This is a genomic window from Amycolatopsis sp. NPDC114484, from assembly GCF_055633755.1.
This window is the reverse complement of the sequence record NZ_JBVKDQ010000014.1, coordinates 250,248-272,835: the sequence shown is the minus strand read 5'-3', so window position 1 is coordinate 272,835 and position 22,588 is coordinate 250,248. Positions and strand designations below refer to the sequence as shown.

The 22,588-nt window shown below is 67.0% G+C and carries 16 protein-coding genes; 7 read left to right on the top strand and 9 right to left on the bottom strand.

What is annotated here, in order from left to right:
- The first annotated feature begins 1 nt into the window (after position 1).
- From ACZ7SW_RS30710 to ACZ7SW_RS30695, 4 genes are all read left to right on the top strand, one after another.
- Complete coding sequence (locus ACZ7SW_RS30710) at positions 2-709, top strand: DUF1365 domain-containing protein (RefSeq protein WP_470233843.1); 708 nt, start codon at positions 2-4, stop codon at positions 707-709.
- A gap of 20 nt (positions 710-729) precedes the next feature.
- On the top strand, positions 730-2,415 hold the full coding sequence (locus ACZ7SW_RS30705; RefSeq protein ID WP_470233842.1) for an AMP-binding protein: 1,686 nt from the start codon (positions 730-732) through the stop codon (positions 2,413-2,415).
- Between the two features lie 9 nt (positions 2,416-2,424).
- Entirely contained in the window at positions 2,425-3,276 is an 852-nt protein-coding gene (locus ACZ7SW_RS30700) for an SAM-dependent methyltransferase (RefSeq protein WP_470233841.1), read from the top strand.
- 675 nt (positions 3,277-3,951) lie between these two features.
- Entirely contained in the window at positions 3,952-9,252 is a 5,301-nt protein-coding gene (locus ACZ7SW_RS30695; RefSeq protein ID WP_470233840.1) for a type I polyketide synthase, read from the top strand.
- Here the strand turns inward: ACZ7SW_RS30695 and ACZ7SW_RS30690 are convergent.
- The 3 genes from ACZ7SW_RS30690 to ACZ7SW_RS30680 all read right to left on the bottom strand — a co-directional run bounded on the left by ACZ7SW_RS30690 (position 9,239) and on the right by ACZ7SW_RS30680 (position 14,286).
- Positions 9,239-10,033: an IclR family transcriptional regulator gene (locus ACZ7SW_RS30690; RefSeq protein ID WP_470233839.1), complete on the bottom strand. Its 795-nt coding sequence runs from the start codon at positions 10,031-10,033 to the stop codon at positions 9,239-9,241. The genes ACZ7SW_RS30695 and ACZ7SW_RS30690 overlap by 14 nt on opposite strands.
- Before the next feature lie 826 nt (positions 10,034-10,859).
- On the bottom strand, positions 10,860-12,629 hold the full coding sequence (locus tag ACZ7SW_RS30685; protein WP_470233838.1) for a hypothetical protein: 1,770 nt from the start codon (positions 12,627-12,629) through the stop codon (positions 10,860-10,862).
- Between the two features lie 1,033 nt (positions 12,630-13,662).
- Positions 13,663-14,286 (bottom strand): hypothetical protein, encoded by a 624-nt coding sequence (locus tag ACZ7SW_RS30680; protein ID WP_470233837.1) that lies wholly within the window; start codon positions 14,284-14,286, stop codon positions 13,663-13,665.
- 173 nt (positions 14,287-14,459) lie between these two features.
- On the opposite strand from ACZ7SW_RS30680, the gene ACZ7SW_RS30675 reads away from it, so the two are divergent.
- Entirely contained in the window at positions 14,460-14,861 is a 402-nt protein-coding gene (locus ACZ7SW_RS30675) for a beta-ketoacyl synthase N-terminal-like domain-containing protein (protein ID WP_470233836.1), read from the top strand.
- A gap of 890 nt (positions 14,862-15,751) precedes the next feature.
- Here ACZ7SW_RS30675 and ACZ7SW_RS30670 read toward each other — a convergent pair.
- From ACZ7SW_RS30670 to ACZ7SW_RS30660, 3 genes are all read right to left on the bottom strand, one after another.
- The gene (locus tag ACZ7SW_RS30670) at positions 15,752-16,528 is read right to left on the bottom strand and encodes a response regulator transcription factor (RefSeq protein WP_470233859.1); all 777 of its coding nucleotides are present in this window, start codon (positions 16,526-16,528) and stop codon (positions 15,752-15,754) included.
- A 395-nt stretch (positions 16,529-16,923) separates the two neighbouring features.
- Complete coding sequence (locus tag ACZ7SW_RS30665) at positions 16,924-17,511, bottom strand: transposase (protein WP_470233835.1); 588 nt, start codon at positions 17,509-17,511, stop codon at positions 16,924-16,926.
- Complete coding sequence (locus tag ACZ7SW_RS30660) at positions 17,469-17,936, bottom strand: helix-turn-helix domain-containing protein (protein WP_470233834.1); 468 nt, start codon at positions 17,934-17,936, stop codon at positions 17,469-17,471. Before ACZ7SW_RS30660 ends, ACZ7SW_RS30665 begins: the two co-directional genes overlap by 43 nt.
- 64 nt (positions 17,937-18,000) lie before the next feature.
- On the opposite strand from ACZ7SW_RS30660, the gene ACZ7SW_RS30655 reads away from it, so the two are divergent.
- The gene (locus ACZ7SW_RS30655) at positions 18,001-18,348 is read left to right on the top strand and encodes a hypothetical protein (RefSeq protein ID WP_470233833.1); all 348 of its coding nucleotides are present in this window, start codon (positions 18,001-18,003) and stop codon (positions 18,346-18,348) included.
- Positions 18,349-19,109: 761 nt separating this feature from the next.
- Positions 19,110-20,093 (top strand): tyrosine-type recombinase/integrase, encoded by a 984-nt coding sequence (locus tag ACZ7SW_RS30650; protein WP_470233832.1) that lies wholly within the window; start codon positions 19,110-19,112, stop codon positions 20,091-20,093.
- Positions 20,094-20,410: 317 nt separating this feature from the next.
- Here the strand turns inward: ACZ7SW_RS30650 and ACZ7SW_RS30645 are convergent, their stop codons facing one another.
- From ACZ7SW_RS30645 to ACZ7SW_RS30635, 3 genes are read right to left on the bottom strand one after another with little or no spacing between them, the layout of a single operon-like run.
- Entirely contained in the window at positions 20,411-21,184 is a 774-nt protein-coding gene (locus ACZ7SW_RS30645; protein ID WP_470233831.1) for a helix-turn-helix domain-containing protein, read from the bottom strand.
- A 52-nt stretch (positions 21,185-21,236) separates the two neighbouring features.
- A complete protein-coding gene (locus tag ACZ7SW_RS30640) occupies positions 21,237-22,313 on the bottom strand; it encodes a 3-oxoacyl-[acyl-carrier-protein] synthase III C-terminal domain-containing protein (protein ID WP_470233830.1) in 1,077 nt (358 codons plus the stop codon).
- Entirely contained in the window at positions 22,310-22,492 is a 183-nt protein-coding gene (locus ACZ7SW_RS30635) for a hypothetical protein (protein WP_470233829.1), read from the bottom strand. The genes ACZ7SW_RS30640 and ACZ7SW_RS30635 overlap by 4 nt, the downstream gene beginning before the upstream one ends.
- Between the last annotated feature and the right edge of the window lie 96 nt (positions 22,493-22,588).

The following is a 22,588-nucleotide window of genomic DNA, read 5'->3' as shown; positions in this document are numbered from 1 at the left end:
CGTGGTCACGCACCACCGAGCGGAGGGCACCCGTTTCTCGTTCCGCTATCGCATGCGGTTGTGGCTGACGGACCTCGACGTGCCGGATCGGCGCGGCCGCGTCGCCCGGCTGCTGCGCAGTGTCAATTCGGCAGACCATCTGGGCGATCCCGGCCGGCCCCTGCGCGCCAACGTGGACTTCTTGCTCGGCCTCAACGGGATTGATCTGGCGGGTGGCCGGGTGCTGATGCTTTCCCAGTCCCGCGGGCTCGGCTACGTGTTCGATCCGATCACGGTGTACTGGTGCCATGACCGGGCAGGTCGGCTCGTCTGCCTGGTCTTCGAGGTTCGCAACACCTTCGGCGACCGGCACTGCTACGTAGTGAGGCCGGATCCGCTCGGCCGCGCGAGTTTCGACAAGGCGCTTTACGTTTCCCCGTTCTTCCCGTTGACCGGCCTGTACAAGAGTCACGCCCACCTCTCCGGGAACGAACTGCGGGTGACGTTCACGCTGAGCCGGGATGCGGGGAAGCCCGCCCTGGTCGCCACCCTGATCGGGGTTCGCGAGCCCGAGAGCGCCTGGCGAGACGCATTGGCGACAGTTGGCAACCCCGTGGCGGCGCGCTGGACCATGGTGCGTATCCGCTACCAGAGCTGGCGTCTGCGCCGCCTCGGGCTGGCTCTTCGCCGACGCCGGACCCACCCGCCCCAACCTGGCGTCCAGCCCTGAGACAAGGACGTGAGCACAGGATGATCGCGAAACAGATCTTGCCCGGGAAAACGCTCGGCGCCGCGCTGCACCTCGTCGCACAGGCGTATCCCGCGGCTGCCTCGGTGTACCCCGGGACCGGGGAGGTGCTGACCAGCGCCGAACTGGATTCGCTGGCGAACGGCTACGCCGCCCGCTTGCAGCGCGACGGGATCGGCCCGGGCGAGTTGGTGGGGCTCATCCACGGCACCGGGCCGGAGTTCCTGGCATGCCTGTTCGGCGTCCTGCGCGCCGGCGCGGCGGTCAGCGTGCTCCCGGTGCCGGGGAGGTCCGCCGATACGGCGAGGGTCGTCGAGCGGATCGACCGGATCGTCCGGACCGCGGGCATCCGGCACTTGATCGCGGATACCGGCTGGCGGCAGATCGCGGTCGCGCTGAGTGCCGAGAACCCTGATCTCGTCGTGTTGCGTCCCACCCCGGAGACCGCACTGCCCGGGCAGCTGCCGACGCCGGAGCCGGACGATCTGGCCATTGTGCAGTTCACCTCGGGCACCACTGGGCGCCCCCGGGGCGTGATGCTCACTCACCGGACAGTTCTGGCCGGGCTGCGGGCGATTCTGATCTCGGCCGAGTTCACCCGGGAAGACGTGCTCGTGCAGTGGGTTCCCACTTACCACGACATGGGTTTGTTCGGCCTGCTCAGCCAGGTGCTGCACGGCGCGTCCGTGCACGTCTTCGATTCACTGGCGTTTCTCCGCGATCCGGTCGGTCTGCTGCGGCACCTCACCCAGCACGGCGGGACGGTCATCTCCGGCCCTAGCTTCAGCTACACCCTGCTCGCCGAGGCCGTCCGCCGGCAGGGCGACCATGGTCTGGACCTCGACAGCCTGCGACTCGCCTTCAACGGAGCGGAACCCGTGCAGCCCGCCGGTGTGGAACTGTTCGACAGGGTCCTGAGCAAGGTCGGGTACCGGCCCGAAAAAATGTTCCCCGTCTACGGGCTGGCCGAAGCCACTCTCGCCGCGACATTCCCCGCGCCGGGCCAGCCACCGCGCATCGTCCGCGCCGATCGGGACCGGCTCGCGGAGGGAGCGGCCGTCCGGCTGGTCCCGGAAAACGACCCGCAGCGGAAGGCGCTGGTCAGCGTCGGCCGGGCGGTCCACGGGCTGGAGTTGCGGATCGTCGGCCTGGACGGCGAGAAGCTCGGCGAGGGCACGATAGGCGAAATCCAGATCCGCGGCGCAGCAGTCACCACCGGCTACTACCGCGACCCTGCCGCGACCGAAGTTCTCTTCGACGGTTCCTGGCTGCGCACCGGCGATCTCGGCTTCGTCCTCGACGGCGATCTCTTCGTCACCGGACGACGCAGCGAGATGGTCGTCGTCCACGGCCGCAACTTCTTCCCGGAAGACGCCGAAACCGCGGCCGGCCGGACACCGGGAGTGCATCGCGGCCGTTGCGTGGCGTTCCGCGTGGACCAGGCGGACGGCGAGGCGATGGGAGTGGCTGTGGAAACCGAGTTGCCGTCCGCCGAACGAGCGGAACTGCGAGAGGTTGTCCGCCGCCGGGTGAGCGAGGCGCTGGGACTGGGGGAGGTGGTCGTCCGCACTGTGCCGCCCGGCTGGATAAGCCGGACCACCAGTGGCAAGCCCCAGCGCCTGCTCGCGGCCCGTCGTCTGAGAGCGGGCACAAGTCCCGCCACTTGCCCGCAACCACCGGAACGGTGAGGCACGACTATGACGCGCAATGCCACGAACGTTCACTACGATCAGGATCCGGAAATCTTCGAGACATTTCTCGGTGCGCGGATGAAGTACACCTGCGGCGTTTATCAGGACGGTGGCGAGACGCTGGACGAAGCCCAGGAGACGAAGCTTCGGATGGTTGCGGACCTGCTCGGAATTCGGGGCGGGGAGCGGGTGCTGGACATCGGCTCGGGGTGGGGAAGCATGGTCTGCTTCCTCGCTGAGCGCGGCTGCCAGGTGACCGGCGTGACGCCCGCACCCAATCAGGCCGGGTATATCCGCTCGAGGGCCATGGCACAGGGCATCGGCGAGCAGGTCTCGCTCGTGCAATCCTCCTTCGAGGATGCCGATCTGGGCGATGCGATCTACGACGCGGTGACGCTCGTCGGCGTGGCCGAGGCAATCCCCGATCTCGCTGCGGCGCTGAGCAAAATCGCCTGCCACCTGCGGCCAGGCGGCCGGGTTTACCTTTCCGCGTCGTGTTTCAGAAGCTCAGCGGCTTCCGCCGAATACGCGGATCGCCCGGCTAGCCGGCACGTTGTCGAGGACATTTTCGGAGGGGGAGTGCTCCGTCCGTTGTCGCAGCTGGTAGAGGGATTCGAGGAGGCACGGCTCAGCGTAATCGGCTGCTACGACCTGACCGAGCACTACCGGCGCACCATCCAGCAGTGGATCGAGCGAGTGGCGGCCGGCCGCGCCGCCATCGAGCAGCTGCGTCCGGGCTATGCCGCCGAGCTGACCCGCTACTTCGAGACCGCGAACGCCGGCTGGAGCCACACCACGCGGCACTATGCCTTGGTGGGCATGCGTTCTCGGCACGGCGCCGCGGTGCCGGTACGGTGACTGGTACTGCGCCGCCGTGCCGAGAACGCAGGAATGACACGGGCGGCGCCCAGCGGTCGGCATTCTCCTCAGACTGGGCACCCGGGTATCCCTGCACCGAGCCATCGCAAATGCGGTTGCCAGCGGACAAGTTGCGCGATGCCGGTGCGCGCATCCAGATTTCGTCGGGCCCGGCTACGGCCGCGGGGCAGTGATCGAGGTCGACGGACCGCAACGCGGTCTGCTGGGCCGCGTTCGCGGGACTCGATGCAGGACGACCTGGCCGAGGAGGCGGATCCTCGCCCGCGCATCATCGGCGAGGGCAAGGACCAGGCCCGTCCGGAGCCAAGGTTTCCGCAAGCCCGGGCTTTCGGCGCGCGCCCGGTTCCATCGTGCGGAACGGACAGGTGCGGTCGCCGGCGGATCGGGCAATCCTTCGGTGCAAGAAACGCCGCACCTGGGCAGCCGAACCGCGGGCGGCCGCTGGCTGCCCCGCCGAGGACAGCGATCCCTGCACGACGAGGAGGATTCAGCTGACCGCAACCGCGCAGCTCCGTTCGGGCCTGCCCTTCGGGACCGCGGTTGCTTCGATCGGCAGCTGTGCGACGTCGTCCCGATCCATCGCTGGACGAACGCGCACCAGCTGCGGCTTGCCCGGTCGTTGGCTCGCTCCGCTTGAATTGAGGGTGGTTCCGCATGAATCAGCGTGCGCATCGCGTCGGCGAACCTATTGCCATCGTGGGCATGGCGTTCCGGTTTCCGTCCGCGATCGATTCCGCCGACGAGCTGTGGCAGTTGATGGCGGCCGGAGGCCGGACGGTAGGCCCTGTTCCGGCCGAGCGGTGGGAAAGTCAGGCCTCGGCCAGCCCGGAAATCGCCGGTCTGCTGCGGAAGGCAGTGCGGTACGGCTCGTTCCTCGACGACATCGAGGGTTTCGACGCCGCGTTCTTCGGCGTCCCGCCCCGCGAGGCCGCCGCGATGGATCCTCAGCAGCGGATCGCCTTGGAAGTGGCCTGGCGGGCACTCGAACACGCCGGCATTCCTCCCCGGAGCATCGCCGGCAGCGACGCGGGCGTCTTCATGGGAGTGGCCGACAGCGACTACGGCCGGCAGCTGCTTTCCGAACTGTCCAAAGTCGACGCGATGCGGATCTCCGGCGGGATGCACTACGGTGTCGCCAACCGGATCTCGCACAGTTACGACCTCCACGGACCGAGCATGGCAGTGGACACGGCGTGCTCGTCCAGCATGACCACGATCCACCTCGCGGTGCAGAGCTTGCAGCTGGGCCAGACGCCCTTGGCGCTGGCGGGCGGTGCGCACCTCATGATCGGGCCCGCTCCGCACCTCGGGCTGACCGACGCCGGTACCACTTCCGCGGACGGCAAGAGCAAGCCGTTCGATGCCGCTGCCGACGGCTACGGACGTGGCGAGGGAGTCGGAATCCTGGTGCTCAAGAGGCTGTCGGACGCACGGCGGGACGGTGATCGCGTACTCGCGACGATCATCGGCAGCTGCAGCAGCCAGGACGGCTGGACGGTCGGGGTGATGGCACCCAACGCCTCCGCGCAGGCGCGGATGTTGCGCGGGCTGTACGAGCGGGCCGGGATCGATCCATCCACAGTGGACTACGTCGAGGCGCACGGAACCGGCACGTCGGTCGGCGATCCGGTGGAAGCGAATGCGCTCGCGGAGTTCTTCGGTGCCGACCGCCAGGAAGACGATCCGTGCCTGATCGGATCAGTGAAGACCGCCATCGGGCACCTTGAATCCGCGTCCGGCGTAGCCGGCGTGATCAAAACGGTCTTGTCCATGCGGGCCGGCGTCATCCCGGCGACGCCCAGTTTTTCCGGCCGGCTCAATCCAGCCGTGGACTGGCCGATTTCCGGTTTGCGCGTTGTCGGGGAATCCGTCGAGTGGCCGCGCCGCGGCCGGACCCGCCGGGCAGGGGTGTCGAGTTTCGGAGCAGGCGGCAGCATCGGGCACGTCGTCCTCGAATACGAACCCGAGCCGGCCGAGCCGGCCGAGGAGCCCGGTGCCGGCCCCCGGCTTTTCGTCAGCTCGGCGATGTCGGAAGCCGGCTTGCGGGAGAATGTCGCCCGCCTGCGGGAAACGCTGGACCGGCGAACCGATCTTTCGCCGACAGCGGTCATGCACACGTTGCTGGCGCGTCGATCCCACCTTGCCTGGCGCGGTGCGGTGGTCGCCGAAGGAAGGGAAGAGCTGGCCGAGGGACTGCGGACGCTGGCCGGGAACGGGCGGTCCGCGACTGCGGTCAGCGGGCGCACGCTGGCCGACGACGCGAACCCGGTGTGGGTTTTTTCCGGGCAAGGCGCGCAGTGGGCGTCGATGGGGGAGCGGCTGCTCGCGACCGAGCCGGCGTTCCGGCAGGTGGTCGAGGAGGTCGCCCCGATCTACGCCGAGGAACTGGGCATCGACGCGAGGCGAGCGCTCATCGAGGACGAACTGACCGACATCGCCCACGTCCAGTCGTTGACCTACCTGATGCAGGCGGCACTCGCGGCGGTATGGCGGTCGCACGGGGTGCGGCCGGCCGCGGTCGTCGGGCATTCGCTCGGGGAGATCGCCGCCGCGGTCGCCGCCGGGGTGCTGTCCGTCGGCGACGGCGCCCGGCTGGCCTGCCGGCGAGCCCGGCTGATGCGGGTCGCGGCCGGGCGCGGGGCGATGGTCTTGGTGGGCCTGCCCGCTGCGGTGGTCGAGGAGATGCTCGTCGACGACGGCTCCGTGACAGTGGCGGTCCACGCCTCTCCGGCGGCCACGGTCGTCAGCGGCGACGCGGCCGCCGTCGCCTCGTGGGCTCGCCGGTGGAACGCGGAGAACCTGTTCGTCCGCGAAGTGAAGACCGACATCGCCTCGCACAGCAATCACATGGACCCGGTGCTGGACGACCTCGCCGCCGCTGCGGCCGACCTGACCGTCAGCGAACCGCTCATTCCCCTCTACACCACCGCGCTCGGAGATCCGCGCGCCGAAAACGTGCGCGACGGCGCCTACTGGAAGGCGAACCTGCGCAACGCGGTGCGGTTCGCCCAGGCGATCACCGCCGCGGCCGACGACGGTCACCGCATCTTCCTGGAGATTTCCAGCCATCCCATCGTCACCCACTCCATCACCGAAACGCTGGCGCAGAGCTGGGACGTGGACGAATTCGCGGTGGCGCACTCGGTGCGGCGGGACGCCGGCGGTCCGGAGTCGATCGTGGCCAACCTTGCGGCCCTGTACTGTGCTGGGATCCGGATCGACGCCACTGTCCGCCGTTACCGGGGTCCGCTGGCAGATCTGCCCGGAATGGCGTGGCAACACCGCGATTTCTGGACCACGCCTTCGCTGCGTCCCGGCGGGCACGACCCCGATCGCCACTCGCTGCTCGGCGCGGCCACCCCGATCGCGGCAGCGACTTCCCAGCGGTTGTGGCAGACCGTCCTTGATTCGGGCAACCGGCCCTTCCCGTCCGAGCACCGGGTGGCCGGAGTCGACATCGTGCCGGCTTCCGTCCTGCTCAACAGCTTCCTGGGCGCTGCCCGGCAAACCGGCCATCCGGTGGCCGTCACCGACATCGACTTCCGCGCGCCGCTCACGGTCGAGCCCGCCCGTGCGGTCCAGGTGGTGCTCCGCGACGACTCGGTTGCGCTCTGTTCGCGCAAAGCCGGCTCGGATTCCGGCGAGGCGGACTGGCTCGTGCACACGACCGCGATGCTGGGCCGGGAAGCCGGCGAGCTTTCCGGAATGCCTGAGCCGAGGTCCGGCGGCCAGGACGCCCGTAGCGAGCCGATCGGCCACGACGGCCTGATGGCCCGGCTCGCCGCTGTCGGAGTCCACGATGTCGCTTTCGACTGGCGGATCGAGGAGCTGTGGCAAACGCCTGCCGCGCTCGGGGGAAGGCTGCGCCTGCCTGCCCCAGCGGGCGCGGAGACGGACTGGGCGGCAGCGCTGGACGCGGCGATGACAGTCGCCGCCGTGTTGGTGTTCGACCAAGGCACCGCGCGAATGGTCACCCGGATCGACCGGGTGGCGGCCGACGGGCGGCCGCCGGCCGAGGTCGCAGTCAGCGCGCGTTTGCGCGACGACGGGGACACGGTCGACATCTGGGTCGCCGACCTCGACGGTACTCCGGTGGCGGAGATCCGCGGTCTCGTCTTCGGCCCGCTTGACCCGACCACTCTCGAGGTCGCCGAGGACCCGAGTCGCATCACCCATCTTCTTGGCTGGCGTCCTTGGGCAGGACACCCGCTCGCGCAGCGGCCTCGGCAGGTCGTCCTCGTCACCGCCGACGGTACCGTGCCCGCCTGGCTGGGGACTGCCTTCGGCGCGGAGCAGATCCTCCACACAGCGGTCTCCGGTGCCGGGGATCCGCCAGTCGTCGACGCGGAGACCGCCGTCGTCGTCGTGCCTCCGCTCGCAGAGCCCGGCATCGGCGCCACCGAGCTGGCCGAAGCCGCCGAAGCGAACACCTGGCTCCTGCTTCGAACCGTCCAGGCCTTCGCTGACCTTCCGCCGCACCGGCAGCCGCGCTTGTGGTGCCTCACCCAAAGCGCCTCGGCCGGGGAAACCAGCGCCGCCCTCGCCCACGCGCCCCTGCTCGGAGCGCAGCGAGCGATCGCCGGCGAACACCCAGAGCTCTGGGGCGGCCACATCGACGTCCTCGACACCGCCAGTCTGGACGGCGCCACCCTGCTCGCGGTGCTGTCCGACACCTCGGTCGAAGACACTTACCGGATCGACGGCACCGAAGTCCAGGTTGCCCGCTTGGTCCCGTCGGCGCCTGTCGCGCGCGGCGAAGGCCGGACCTGTCGTGCCGACAGCACTTATCTGGTCACTGGCGGTTTGGGCGGTCTGGGGGCGCAGACGGCGCGGTGGCTCGCGAGCCGCGGAGCCCGGCGGCTCGTCCTGCTCAACCGCACCGCGCTGCCGCCGCGTGCGGAGTGGAACGACCACCTCGACCCGGCTGTTCGCGATCGCGTCGCCGTCGTCCGCGACTTGGAAGCCCAGGGAGTCACGGTTCGCGCGCTAGCCGCCGACATCTCCGATTCCGAGGCGGTGCGCCGTGTTCTGGCGTCGACCGCCTGCGACCTGCCGCCGATCCGCGGTGTCGTCCACGCCGCGGGAATCAGCAGGAACGAGCTGATCGCGAACGTGAGCCCGGAGACCCTGCACGAGGTGATGAGCGCCAAGGTCCGGGGGACGCTGGTGCTCGGCGAATTGTTCCCGCCCGGCAGTGTCGACTTCTTCGTGTCGTTTTCCTCCACCGGCCAGCTCATCCGCAACTCCGGGCAGGCCACCTATGTGGCCGCCAACGCCTTCCTGGACGCCTTCGCCCGGCACCGCCGCATGAACGGGCACCCGGACGCGTTGACGATGGCGTGGCCGGGCTGGCGCGGTCTCGGCCTCTACTCGACCGCGACCGGCATTTTCCAGCATGAGATGGCGGCTACCGGCACCGGCGACGTGTCCGCCGACCTGGCCTTCCAGTGCTGGGACCACGCCGAACGGCTCGGGACGCCGTACGCGGCGGTGTTGCCGCTCACCGTCCTGCCCGCCGGGCGGGCCCCGTTGCCGCTGCTCAGCGAACTGGAGTGGCCGCTGTCTTCGGGCGAAACCGACGGCTCGGTTCCGGAAACCGAAGCCGACTGGAAGACCATGCCCGCCGAAGAGCAGCGCGGTTATCTCCACGGCCAGGTGGCGGACCAGATTTCGCGGGAACTCGAAATCCCGGCCGGCGAGCTCGACCCGCGCCGCCCGCTGCTCGAGATCGGGCTCGACTCCCGCACGATGTCCTCGCTCCGGATCCGGATCGAACAGCGGCTCGGCGTCAAGCTGCCGGCCACGATCTTGTGGAACCACCCGACGCTCGTGGATCTCGTCGGGTATCTGCAAGCGCTGCACGGGCCGGCGGGGAAGTTCGGAACCGGCGAGGTCCCGGTCGCGGCCGGCGCCGAAAATCCGTCCGGCGACCGGGATCCGGTCATTTCCGCATAACCTGCCGGACGTCGGCCTCGATGGCCGCGGCGGCGCGGCGCAGCAGCGATTCCGCCGCGGCGGAATTCGGGACGCTGTCATAACTCAGGGAAATCACCACTGGCGGGAGGTCGTCGTTCCCGGCGACGATCTTGGCGGCGGTCGGGCGGATGCCGAGCGCGGGCTGCCCGGGCAGGCAGTCGAAGCCGTCGCGCCGGATCCTCTCGAAGCTTCGCAGCAGCAGGGCGGTCGCCTCAGGCGGGAACTCGCTGAACCCCGGGCAGGCGCGGTTTTGCCGGTCCGTGTTCGCGAGCAGCACCCGCCCGGCCGCGGTGCGCGGCGCCGGGCTGCTGTCGATGTGCCAGAACGACGCCATCTCCTCTCGCCGCGGCCGGCGGACCTCGGCGAGGTGGACCACCTCGCAGCAGTCGAGAGAGGACAGCGACGCTGCCGCGCGGGTCGCCCGGTGCAGGTCGACCAGGCGCGGCGTGGCTATCCGGATCAGCAGGTCGTATCTGTGGTCGCCGGGGAAATCGGAAGCGCCGGTGATCGCGGGTCCGGCGCGGTAACGATGGTAGTGCTGCGAAACCATCCGATGCCGGACCAGCGTGGACAGCAACCGGTGCACGGTGGACTTGGGCAGCCCGGTGCGCTGCGCGATGTCCGCCAGCCGCGACGGCTGCCGTCCGTTGACGACTGCCGACAGCACGACCATCGCCTTGTCGACTGCGTTCAATGCGGTGATGGCGGAAGGAACGGCTTCGGCATCCGGTCCGGCGGTGATCGCGTGAGGAAGAGACATGAGACATCCTGAGTCGTGCGGTGGCGGCGATTCGGCCGAAGTGCTTGCTCGGCGGCTGCCGCGGGTGGCCGGGTTCGCGCACCCTGGCAGCGCGGGAATTCGTCTGCGGCTCGGGGGACCGCGGAGCGTTGCGGTCATCCTCACCTCCGCTGGAACCTCGGCCAAGACAGCCACGCGTGTCGAGACCTGCCGTGCACGCCTCCAAAGCGGCACGTTCCGGCAAAGAGCGGCATCTTCGAGCGTTCGGCGGCCACATCGTGTCACCCCCGTCGCGCAGGCAGAGAGCGCCCGGCTGGGCCGAGGTGCGAACGTTCAGCGGAAGGAGAAGATGGGGCAGCCGGACCGGCGGCGCTCAGGTCGCGGCTGCGCTCCGCACCCGGGAGCAGTGCCGGGTCGCCCGCTCGGGTCCGCTCCCGGATTCCGGCGGTGTCGCAGGCCAGCCCGCCGGCCGAAGCTCGGCTTGAGCTTGCCGCACCTCTTGTTGGACAGACAGCACTCGTGGAGTGCGGGTAGTCGCTCGCCTCGACAGCGTGACAGCCCGCACACCGGCCATCGCGAGAAGCGCGACGTGAACTCCGGGCAGGACCAGCAAGCCCAGCGGCGGCTCCGCCGAGGACTGCCCGGGACATCGGCGAGCCGCTGGGCGCCGCTCGCGGGTCCTGCTGCGACGGCTTTCCGGTTTCCGGCACGGCTCGCCGGAAAGCGCACTATGCTGTCGCCCTGGCCCAACGACCGGTCAGGCCAGGGCGACTCCAGGTCAGCGCCCGTCTCCGGCAAGCGCAGCTGTTCCCCGGATCGTCCTCGATCGCCCGCGACGCCGCTGGGATCAGGCCTGTTGTCCGTCCGAGGCTTCCTTGATCTTGCGCCGTAGGTACTCGTCCATCGTCTTGCTGCCGATTTTCCACGAGGTCTCCTCGATGCCGCTGGCTGGGAAAACCCGATTGCTCGCGAACGAGTTCACCCCGCCACGCACCGCTCCGGTCGCGCCGCCCAGCAGCGCGTCCTTCCAGATGTCGCCGCGTTGGCCGTTGCCTCTGGAAGCCGCGACCGACGACTTGGCGGCGCCGTTCGCCGCGCCCTTGACGGCTTCCCTGGCAACGTCGTAGAAGACGATCTCCCGCCACACTTTGGGCTTTCCGAATGAGGTATTCCAGTCGTTGTACCTTTGGAGGAAGCGGAACTTCTCGCCGAAGGAAGCCTGCGCCCGAGCGATGTCGCGCGCCGTGTCGCGCCTGATCCCGGCGTTCGTTCGCTCCTTCGCGAGTCTGTGCGCGGCCCTCGCCGAGCTGACTTCTTCATTCGCGCTGTCGAGGTTCCTGCGCGCGCCCGCCAGCCGCTCCTGTGCCTCGCGCAGGGTGTGCTCGGCGGTGCGCAGATCGTCTCCAGCCGCGGCGAGCCGTGATCGCGCGTTCGCCAGCTTGCGTTCGCCGTCTGCCACCCAGCCCGGGTTTCCGGATGCTTGGCAGCAGACCAGCGTGGTACCGGCAGACCGGACTCGGAGGTCGGCCTGGTCTGCCGCGTTCCGGCAGGTCCGGGCAGTTTGCTCGTGCGCCTGCACCTCGTCGCTGAGCCGGCGAACGGATTCGGCCGCTGCCGCTTGCCGGACAAGCGAATCGTCGTAGTTCATCCGGCTCGTCGACACGTCCTCAGCGAGCCGGGGGTTCTCGTCGGCAGTGTTCCTGAGACCGAGGCTTCGCGCGGCATCGAACGATTCCTTGGCCAAGGCCAGCGCGTCTGCCCCGGGGGAAGACGGCGGAACACTCGATGCGGGCGTGGGCCGGGGGCTGCTCTTCTTCACGAGCTCCCGCGCTTGCTCGCTGAATGAGACGAATTCGGGTCGCCGGTCCGCGCCGTGCTTCGCCTCGCCCGCTTCGTCCAGGAGTTTTTTGACGCCGCTCTTCTCCAGCAGGCCGACGAGCCCGCCGATGCCGCCGCTGATCCCGGCGCTGATGAACAACTGCGCCGGATCGATCTTCTTGCGCAGGACGCCGGCCGCCACGAGGCTTGCCGAAAGGTCGACCGCGGTGTCTCGGACGCCTTCGGTCACCATCCGGCCGTAACCGATGCCGAACTTCGAGGTGTTCCAAGTAAGGTCCGCGAACGCGGTGATCCGCGCACTGGCCTCGACCAGGAAGCGCACCAACGCGTTCAGCGCTTGAGCAAGGAATCGCAGCACCTTGGTTCCAGCGGCGACGAGGTAGGTCAGCCATGCGTGTGCCCACGCGAGGAGCGCGGGGAACAGGGCCGCCCCGGCGTAGAACGCAAGCAGGGCCCCGATCTGGACGGTCAATTCGACGATGATCTGCAGCACTGTCCGGTGCGTCTGGGCGTGCTGCTGTTGCCGTTCGGCTACCGCGGCGGCGGACTGCGCGGCAGCGGCGACGTCCTGGGCCAAGGATCGCGCCCGCAAGGCGAACGCGTCCGCGGACTTGCCCTTCCAGCTTTGCCCGCCAGCCTCGGCGAGATCGGCGATACGGATGCTATGCCCGGCCAGGAAGGCCGAGATCTCCGCCCAGCACTGAGCGTCGTGGTGCAAGGCGGACGGATCTCCTCCCGGATTCGCGAGGCCGGCCTGCTCCAGCGCGTCCGGCGGCATCAATACGCCCGGCGAGACGCTAGGGCGGCCGTTTCCGCGGCCTGCGTGCCGATGTCCTCGGCGACGATCGCCAGGCTCGTGAGTCCTTCGGACATGTCGAGGAGTTCTTGATGCATTCTACCGAGGTGATCCAGTGTCTGTTGAACTGTTTGCCGGTGCGCGCGCTCAGCTTCGGCGGCTTCCGGTGTCTCCCCGTACGCGCCGCTGGTGCATTCAGCTTGTGCCCGGAAGTTCTGGACGCGTGTCCTCAGTTCGTCTGCGGACATCTGGAACTCCCCGGCCAGGAACCGGAGACGCCCCGCGTCCATCGAGAATCGGCTGGGCACCTTGTCCTCCTCGCACTGGTCCGCAACGCATCGGACCCTACCGGCGGCCAGTCGTGCCACGAGGCTGTTTCATCCAGCGGATCGGAATCGTCCGGGCAAAGTTCATGAGTGCGTCACGGAGTATTGTGTCCGCGAATACCCGGACGTGGCGGTGCTCACAATCAAGAGCGGTATGCTGATCACCTGCACCGTTCGCCGGGGAGATCGTTCCGCTCTCGGAACAAGGGGAACGGCGTCGAAGGTCGAGTCGGTTCGCTGTGCAATGGGCGAGTCTCGTCCCAGCGGAAGGCCGACGCCGGTCGACGGTGAGTGGCAGTCCGCCTCGTGGTCCGGACTGGTTGTGCCGCACGGGCGGCGCACGGGGTCCACAAATTCGGTGACTGCGGGCGGGAGGTGGTGCCTGCCGCCGAAGGGCCGATCACAATGAGCCCTGGCTGACCGACGCCAGACGACGGCGTGGCGCGGCTCGCGACGAAGGATCCATGAAGAAGTCGGGCCGACTATTGGACGTGTCAGAAAACAGTGGCACCACAGTGCACTAAACCGGGGTCCCAGGGCGACTACTGCACGCACGAGGAGTTGGCTGACGAACTCTGTGACCGCAGCGTGCGAACAGGGGCGGCACGATAGCTCCTACCTCGGATAAGTCCGGGACGCGTGCCCCGTCGCCGGAAGCACGGGGTCGACATCATTGCTTCCCGGGCCGGTCAGGATGCGACTCGGCCGGAGACACCCGAGCCGCAGCCCGCGAATGCATGCTGGACACCTGAAAGCTGGTCTTCGACGTGCGGCCGGTATTGTTTGAGGGTATCCAGAATCTTCATCCAGGCAAGTTTCCGCACCACCTTGGCCTTGGCCGCTTCGGCCTCCGCCCGGCCCCTGCTGCCGTCGCCACCCAGCGTGGCGTTCACCGACCAAACCATCCGTGCGGCTGCTTGTTCGCTGCCCAGTTCCGAGCAGAACATGAGATCTGCCAGTTCCCCCAGCTCCACGACAAGCGGGCGGGTCTCCCCGTGGGAGTCCTGCACGATCGAAGCGAATTGCGCGTAGATCTCGTCGAGGCGGGTCTGGTAGCGAACCTGTTCTAGGTAGCGGAAACCGAGATCGCCGTGTCCTCGCCTGGCCAGCCCGAGCAACGCGGTACCCGCCAGTACCTGGTCGTCGCTGATGCCGAGTTCCTTCAGCACAGGCAGCAAGGAGGCGGGGTCTGCCAGCAGCGCTTCCGGGTGCCTGCTCAGAATCTTCCGCGCGGCGGTGAAGCGCGGCCTTTCCCGGTGCCGGGCGCGCAATGCGGAGAACGGATTATCCGGGAGCGACAAGAAGAACTTCACCGCAGCAGCATTGGCGATCGCCGGCTCGCCAATCTTGTTTAGCTTTTTCGCGGCCTACGCCGCAATAGCTGTGCGGATCGCGGGATCGTGCGTTATTTCTGCTGCGCTGGTGTCGAAATTGATTCGACCTGGCGGTCGCTTCGCTGAAAAATGATCCGGGATATGTCGAGGATGTGCCGGGTTTCTGGGAGTTGGTCGCTTCCGGGACCGACGCGATCGGCGACGTCCCGGTCTGCCGGTGGCGGATCGATGACCATTACGACGCGGACCCGGCCGCGCCGGGCCGGATGTTCGTCCGGCAGGGTGGTTTCCTGCGGAATCCGGTCGACGAGTTCGACGCGGGTTTCTTCGGGATGTCGCCGCGCGAGGCGGCTGCGCTGGATCCCCAACAGCGGCTGCTGCTGGAGATCGCCTGGGAATCGCTGGAGAACGCCGGGATCCCGCCGAAGTCGACGGCTGCGCGCGGGGACCAGGCGAAGTTGGCACACGTCGTGCTGGAACCACGACGTCGACCGGGCGGACAAGCACGTGACGCTCGTCGGAGCCGGCACCTCCGGGATACAGATCGCGCTTGAAAACCCGGTGCGGGCAGTTCAAGTGGCCTGGTTTCTTGTCGCTATCGGGTGATAGGGCGTCGCTGGTCAATCGGCCGGCCTTGTCTCCGCCACGAGGGCCAGCCAGCGCGGCGCGCGATGGGGGTCGAAACGCCCGGCCGGGAGACGTGCCATGGCGGTGCCCGGGGTCAGATCACGTGCCGATTGATCGCCTCCGCTGCCCCCAGGGGAGCGGGTTGCGTGACGATACCGATCGTCGATCCGGTGTGTGCGCCCACGACGAAGCCTCCACTGAACTGTTGGATGTCCGCCGACTTGCGCGGTAACCATGGTGCACAGCCACTTTGCGGCGGATTCGGCGACCGCGCTCGTCGCCGGGGACGGCCCGCTTCCGGGCTGGCCAGATACGGTCCGGTGAGGCGAAGTCACCAGTCCGGCCGAAACGCGGAGCGGATTCCTGACAAAAGTCGAGGTGCCGGGCTCCAGTTGCCGCGCTCCGGCGAGCAGAAGTCCGCTGACCGTCTTGGCCAATCGTTGAGCGCGTGGAGGTGCTGAGCAGGCCGTGGGATAGGCCACCAGAAGGGGGACGAGATTAGTCTGGGAAGGCAGTGATGAAGATTTCCCCGAAGGCATTTTCCGGCAGTTCATCGATAGACAGGGAGCACCGTGGGTCAAGGAAGAGTTCGAAGCTTCGGCCGTCGTCAGGTCGTGGGGGATCGGCGAGCGCCAGGAGCTTCTCCGGCAGTGAGCGGCTGGCGGCTTGACGAGATGCCAGGCGAGTCAGGGGCGTTTTGACGGCTGGCGGCGTATTGCCCGCGCGACCACCTGTCGGACTGTTGTTCTGCGATCGCCTTGCGATAGTCGAGCGTCTCCGTCCTCGCGGTCTCCGGATTGGCCCGCTGAGGATCAAACTATCCGCACCCCTGGTCTGGAACGTGCCGGTGTTGCCCGTGCGAGCATTCCTCGGTCGCCGCATATTCGTGGTCAATGGATAGATTGACGCCGGCCGACCGGGAAGCCCAAGCGTCAAACCTGATTCCGGAGGAGTATACTGATCGCAGGTAAATTGGCCTGCCGGCAGTCTCGCCCAGACGCTGACGCAATCTTGTGATGCATCCGTTGGCTGCCTTGATGGAATTCTTTGATCGACTGCCTGTTCCCCAAAGTTTTTCAAGGATTGCCTGTCGAGGCAAAACCCTTCCTTGATTCCTTGCCAATAAGACGAGTAAGTTGAATTCTGATGGAGAGAAAGTTATCAAACGGTCTCGCACGTATGCGGACCTCCGGGCTATATCGATGGAAAAATCGCCAACGGTGATCACTTCGTCACCGCTGGGCTGGATCGCATCGTTGTTCTGGTGTGCCCTGCTCCATCGGAGCAGGGCTTCAGCGCGTGCGCGCACCTCTGTTAGGGTGGCGGTGGGCGAGATGCAGTCAACTGCGCCCGCTTCCAATACTGCGGACGGGTCGATGTCCGAGCTCTGGGAAGGAAGGACTATGAGCGGCATTGGGTGCATCGAAACGATGTTGTTGACGGTGTTGACAACCTCTTCGGGTGAAGCTTCTTTCATGTAAAGAAGAATGGCCGAGAAATTACTGGACTTAAGTTGTTTGTTAACTGTCGGCGAGGGGGGCCGGGTTAGCAGTATGAATTCTTTGGGGAGAATTGATGACAGCTTTGCGATCATGGTGTGCAAAAGTTTTCTCCCTTGCTGTTCCTTGCGGCGTCCAGGGAATTCATGATGCCGCGTATTTCTCAGTTAATTGACGTCGACGGTGTCCTGGGTGCTTTCACTTGGCTGGTTTGTCCAGTGAATGTCAGCGCCAAGGCTTGTGTGTCCATGAGCGTTTCGAGCATTATCCAGGTTGGAGGGACTGTAGCACCTCGCGTCAATGAAGGAGCGTAGTTGATTAAATCTTAGGCTTGGTTATTAATTGTCGAGTTGTCGGTGCTGCGGTGATAAACTTGCGAGCAGGCGTCGTGGCGCAGGAAAGGGCGGCCGCGTCTCAGGGGCGTGGGTGAACCGGTCTGTCTGTCCAGGCATCGGCCAGTTGGTGTAGTTCTCGTCGGCGTGCACCGCAACTAGACGGATGACCCCGGCTTTGGCGCGTGGGCTGGCTCGGCCAGTACTGGACAGGCGGGAGGTCTGCCGACGGGGCACGGAAGGTATGGTGCCACCTTCCCAGCAGGGCTGGCCCCGTGCCTTCCGTGCCCCGTACCGGCCACGGTCCGGCTCGCGCCACTCCTGCGGAGTCTCCTTTGTCGGCTATTCGTCCCGGACCGCGCGGGCCGACGGCGTCGACTCCCGTTTCTTCGCCGCCGGATACGTCGACGGCGGCACCTCGGGCACGGCACGGACCGGCTCGACGCCGGACTGGTCCCGTCGGGTATCGATGAACTCGACTGGCGCGGCGGTGTCGGGTCGAGTTCCCGGGCGGAAAACGCCGACGGTGCCTGCGGGATCTCGTTCGCTCGGCGCAGCTCGCGATTCTCCCGCTCCGGCTCAGCGATCCGCGGAATATCACGTGTGGACGTGCCGGTTCGTTTCCCGCCATCGACCTCGGCCTGCCGCTCCCGGGTCCGCAACGCCTCCCGGTGCACGCCGAGCCGGTCTGCCGCCCGAGCGTTCACACCCGTCCGCTCGCCCTGCCCGCGTAGCTCAAAGACCATCCGGACCGCACGTTCGCGCAGCTCAGGCGAGTACCTCCGCGGTGGTGCCACAACTCCTCGCCCTTCCGGGCATCAGAGCCTCCAGCCAACCCGGGGCGATCCACCTCGGTCTGGGCGGGTAGCTCGCAGGCCAGCGCTTTGACCTCGGCCACGGTCGTCGCGGTGAACACCCGGGGCCGCCCACTGCGCGGTCGATCCTTCAACCCCGGCATGCCGTCGTCGCAGAACCTCCTGCGCCATTTGCGCACCGTGTCCTCAACCACTCCCAGGTCGCGGGCGATGCCGGCATTGGATTGCTGGTCGGCCGCGGCCAGCACGATCCGCGCCTGCACGACCTGACGACGCTCGGCGGATCCCGAACGCGCTACGGCCTCCAGGATCCGCCGGTCTGCCGCGGTCAACGCGACCACAGAGGGGCTCACCATGCCACCGACCCACCCGCTTCAAGATCGACTGTAATGGTGGGACGGTATCGGGCAGGATGTCGCCATGGCCTCCCCGCCCGAGTCGACCAAGACCTCGCTGCGTCAACGCCTGCAAGCACGAGCCCGGGACCGCTGGCCCGTCCTGGCCAGTGTCACCACCCGCCACCACGGGGCGTTCGCACACGTCAGTGGCCATCTCGCCGACGGCGCAGTGCTGCCCTTGTTTCGACTGCGCTACAACGGATCCGCCACAACCTGGGGATTCGCTGTCTATCTGGCCAGCCGAGACGGCTACGAAAACTCCATGCTGCCCAGCGGCTCCCCCTCCGGGACCCCAGAAGAAGCTCTGGACTGCGCCTGCGGGCTCTACCTCAACGACGCCACCGCCTGGCTAAAACCCCCGACGAACTAACGGGCGTGACCACTAGCGACGTCCCTCAAGGACGCCGTTGTCGATGGCGGCTTGGACGCCCAAGCTCGAGCTGCATTGCCATCGTTGAATGCCAGAGTCGCGGTGTGACTGCGGGAAGGTCACGATCTGCCCTTCTCGCAGTTCAAACCGTAGGCATCCGACGGGCTGCAGTGTAAGCCGAGTCAAATCGTGAATGTTGACGGATGCGGACTCGTATTTTCTCGCTTTTAGGAATAGTACGTTTGAGGTTTTCTCGCTATGCGGGTTCCATAGTGGTAAGCGGCAAGTTTGAGCTTGTTGGCGCTGCGCGACTGCTGGCCGTAGCCACGTTGCTCATAGGCGATGTGTGTCCAAGTGCGGTGCTCCCCGCTAGCTGGGAGCACTGCGGTCGACGGCGTGCGCAGGGTCCTCGCGATATGTTGCGGCGCACTCCGTGTCCGGCGGTGCGGGCGCTCTGAGGAGTACGGTGGACGTTGGCTGCGATCCCCGATTTGGGGGATCTTGCCAAACCCAAGGGATTTTGGCCCCAACGCTCGCCGATGGCCTGCGTTTTCGCAGGTCAGCACACCGCTCGGGCCAGGAGGGCTCATAATCCCTTGGCCGTCGGTTCGAGCCCGACCCGGCCCACTATCTTGCCCTCGATATGGCTTCTGACCAGCGGAAACACGCCGATAGATGATCTTGAAAACGGTCGCGGCGGCAGCGCTGGAACCGAGCACAGCGCTTGGAACCCAAGGGATCTTTCGAGTACGGCTGACTTCATGACCGCCGTTGAGGCGCCCGTGGAGGTGCTCGAGCCTGATGACATCAGGGAGCTTGTTTCGGACTGGAGAACGCACCTGAGGGCCAAGAACCGGGCCGATTCCACGATCGACGCCTACCTCGACAGCGTGGCCATGATGGTCGACTATCTCGAGGACGAGAATTACTCGATGCTGGCCACCGAGGTCGGACGGCGGGAACTTGAGCGGTACTTCGAATATCTCCGGCAACGGCCGAATTTCCGCACCGGTGAGTCGCTCTCGCACAACTACATCGCCAAGCGGTATCGGCATTTGCAGCAGTTCTATCGATGGCTCGACGACGTAGAAGAGATCATCAATATATCCCCGTTCTATAAAATGGAAGTCCCGCAAGTTCCGGACAACCCGCCGACGGTGCTGCGTGAAGCTGAACTTAAAGCATTGTTGGCGACTACGAAAGGGAAGGAGTTTGTCGCGCTTCGTGACCGGGCGATCATGTTGGTGTTGACCGATTGCGGAGTCCGGATCGGTGAGCTGTCGCCGTTGCGCGTCGCAAGCCCGGTGGAGCGTGAGAGTGGCAGCTTCGACTTCGACATCGACGTCATTCGCGTTCTGGGGAAGGGGCGTCGTGCACGCGACGTGCCTTTCAACCCGGCAACCGGCGAGGCGCTCAGACGCTACTTCCGTGCCCGCGCGCGGCATCCGCATGGCAGGCGCACCACTGCGGCCTGGCTCGGCCGCTACGGCTCGCTGAACGAGTGGGGCATCAGGTCAATGCTTGACCGTCGGGCGGAGGAAGCTGGCATCGGTCCGGTGTTTCCGCATCTCTTCCGGCATACGTGGGCACACCGGTGCAAGCTGGCGGGCATGAGCGACGAGGCGATGATGCGGATCGCGGGCTGGCGCAGCCGACAGATGCTCGACCGTTATGGGGCCTCCGCTGCGGACGAACGTGCGCAGGCTGCGCACCGGAAGCTGAACCTCATCGAGTCTCTGCTCTAGTCGGCAGTCCCCGCGGTGCCTTGCCGGGATTGATGGCTTCGCTGCCGAGTCCGAGAACTGCGGTAGGCCAACTGTTGGAAGTACGCGCGCTTGGCCGCGAGAGCCCGTTTCTGCCGTGTCTCGTCGTCCAGGATGCCTTCCGGATCGACCTGCCTCTCGAAGCGGTCCAAGGCTGCTCTCCGTGCTGGCTCGGTCCGAGCTGCGCGGTCGGTTGTATGCGACCAGGAGACATGTGCAGCCACGCGGGCGCGCATCGATCGTTGCACGGGGGTAAGGCTTTGACCCGCTGCTTTATGGCTTTTCATCCGGTCCTCCAGTCAGGACAGACGTGGCTGGGGGAGGGGATTTGTCGATATGACCATGTCGTCGTTCGAGCGGTGCACGGTTCCGCTGAGGTGGCGGGCTAAGGGATCAGGCAGACGTGAGGCAGACCTCGCGGCTGGGTAGCCCTCATCCGCGAGGCGCTGGACTTCGGCCGGATGGCAGTTCGGGCACCGCCGGACGTTGCCGTTGTCGTCCGTGGTGGACCGAGTGGAGACCGGATCTCGAGGACGCGCGTCGCAGCGGCCGCAAGGCGGCGGGACGTAGGCGGCCCCGTCACGTCCGGCGAGCCTCCTGCGCGGACGGTTCAAGGATGGTTCATGGACGGTTCGGGGGCACTGGCCGCCCCTCGCTGCGGCGTTGTTTGCCGCCCGCGCGGTCGCCCTTTGCCCCTCGCTCTGGCTAGCCGTCGGCAGTGCTTGCCCCTGGTCGCCTGCGACCGGGACGACCGCGTTGGCCGGTTGAGCGGTCATGGACAGGTCGTAGCCGTTAGGTCGGCGGTCGGCGCGTTGGACGTGCGCGGCGACGATGCGTGGGTCGGCCGATCTGATGAGTTCGAGTCGTTCGAGGTGGCGAAGGGCGTATCTGACCGAGCGTTCGGACAGGCGGGTGTATTCAGCCAGCGTGGCCAATGATGGGAAGGCGTTCCGGCCTTCGGGGTCAGCATGGTTGGCCAGTCCGATGAGGACCACGGCGAGGCTGGACGAGTCGCGTCGGTCCGTGGGTATCTGGGCGTGTTTGAGCGCCCAGTTGATTGCTTCGATGCTCATGGCGTGCCTGCTAGCTGTCGCGTTCGGACGTGGGTCGAGGCCGCGCGAGGGGTCAGATGGGCTGGAAGGTTCTGCCGCGCCAGGGAAAGCACAGCGGCGGAGCTTGTGCTCGGAGCGAGCCGGGGACTTGGTTGACTTGGATGATCGCGGCGGTCCAGGTCATGCCGATGCCAATGCCAATAAGCGCAAGGCGGTCGCCGGGTTGGACAGCATTGCGGGCCAGCAGGTGGGTGAGACCGACGATCTGATCATTGGGGCCGAGGTGTCCCCACTGATCGCCCGCGTGCTGCAGCGTGCGTTCGGCAGTGACACCGAGAGGGCGCAGGCAGTGGGCGTCGAGCAGCTTTTTCCCATAGTGGGGCAGGAGAATCCAGGAAAGATTGTCTGCGGCGAGTTCGGCGTCGGCGAGGGCGTGTTTCATGACCGTACTGATCCCGTGTGTGTTGCGGGCGTTGATCGAGTCTGTGCCGACGGCGGCGACGTATTGGCGTTTTCGTTCGCGGACGCGTTCCGGGCCGGGTTCGGTTGTCCCGGCGGGTTGGAACCGGTGTTGCCCGCGGTGGAGCTGCTCGAGGCTGGGGTCGGTGTAGGACGCGGTGGCGATGATTTGGGCGAGCCCTGGGAGGCGGCCGAGGATGAGTGCTGATCCGCCGTCTCCGTAGGCGATGCCATGGTCGGCGTTGAGGTGGTCGAAAGCTGGCGGTCCGAATACTTCGCCGCCGGTGAGCATGATGTGGTCGACGTCGGAGCTGCCGGAGAGGATGCGCGCGGCGAGGTCAGTGCCGCCGACGAGCGAGTTGGACATGGCGTTGAGTTCGGCTGCGATGCCCGGCCCGGCTGGCAGCCCGAGTTTGGCGCGGACGTAGTTGGCCCGGGACCAGAAGTCGATGCCGCGACTGCCTCGCCAAATGGCGCTGTGCAGATGCAGTTCCGGTACCGGCAGCGGTCCGTCGCTGACCTGAGCGAGGGTGGACAGCGCGGCGTTGCCGGCTCGGACAGCGAGGTCCATTCCGGTCGTGCCGTGCGCGATCGAGATGGACCGCTGGCCGGTGGGATGAACCTGATCGACTGGCACGAGTTCGCCTAGGGCTGCACCGATCCCGCGCACATGGAGCGATGCCCACTTCATAAGCGGTCCTCGGCGCGCAGATCTGCTTCGATCGCTGTGATCGAGGTGTAGTACGCGCGGAGCTGACTGCGGGTGATGCCTGCTTGGGCGGCTACCTCGTCGAGGGTCACAGGAGGCAGGTGCGGCGGGGATTCGGCGGTGAGCAGTTCGCGGGCAGCGCGCAGGATTTGGGTGCGCACAGGTTCCTCCCTGGCTTGCTTTGCGTAGGCACGTCGTCGGCGCGTGTGGCCGGGGAGGGCGGGGCAGTGTGTTCCGGTCGTGACCGCAGCCGCTGC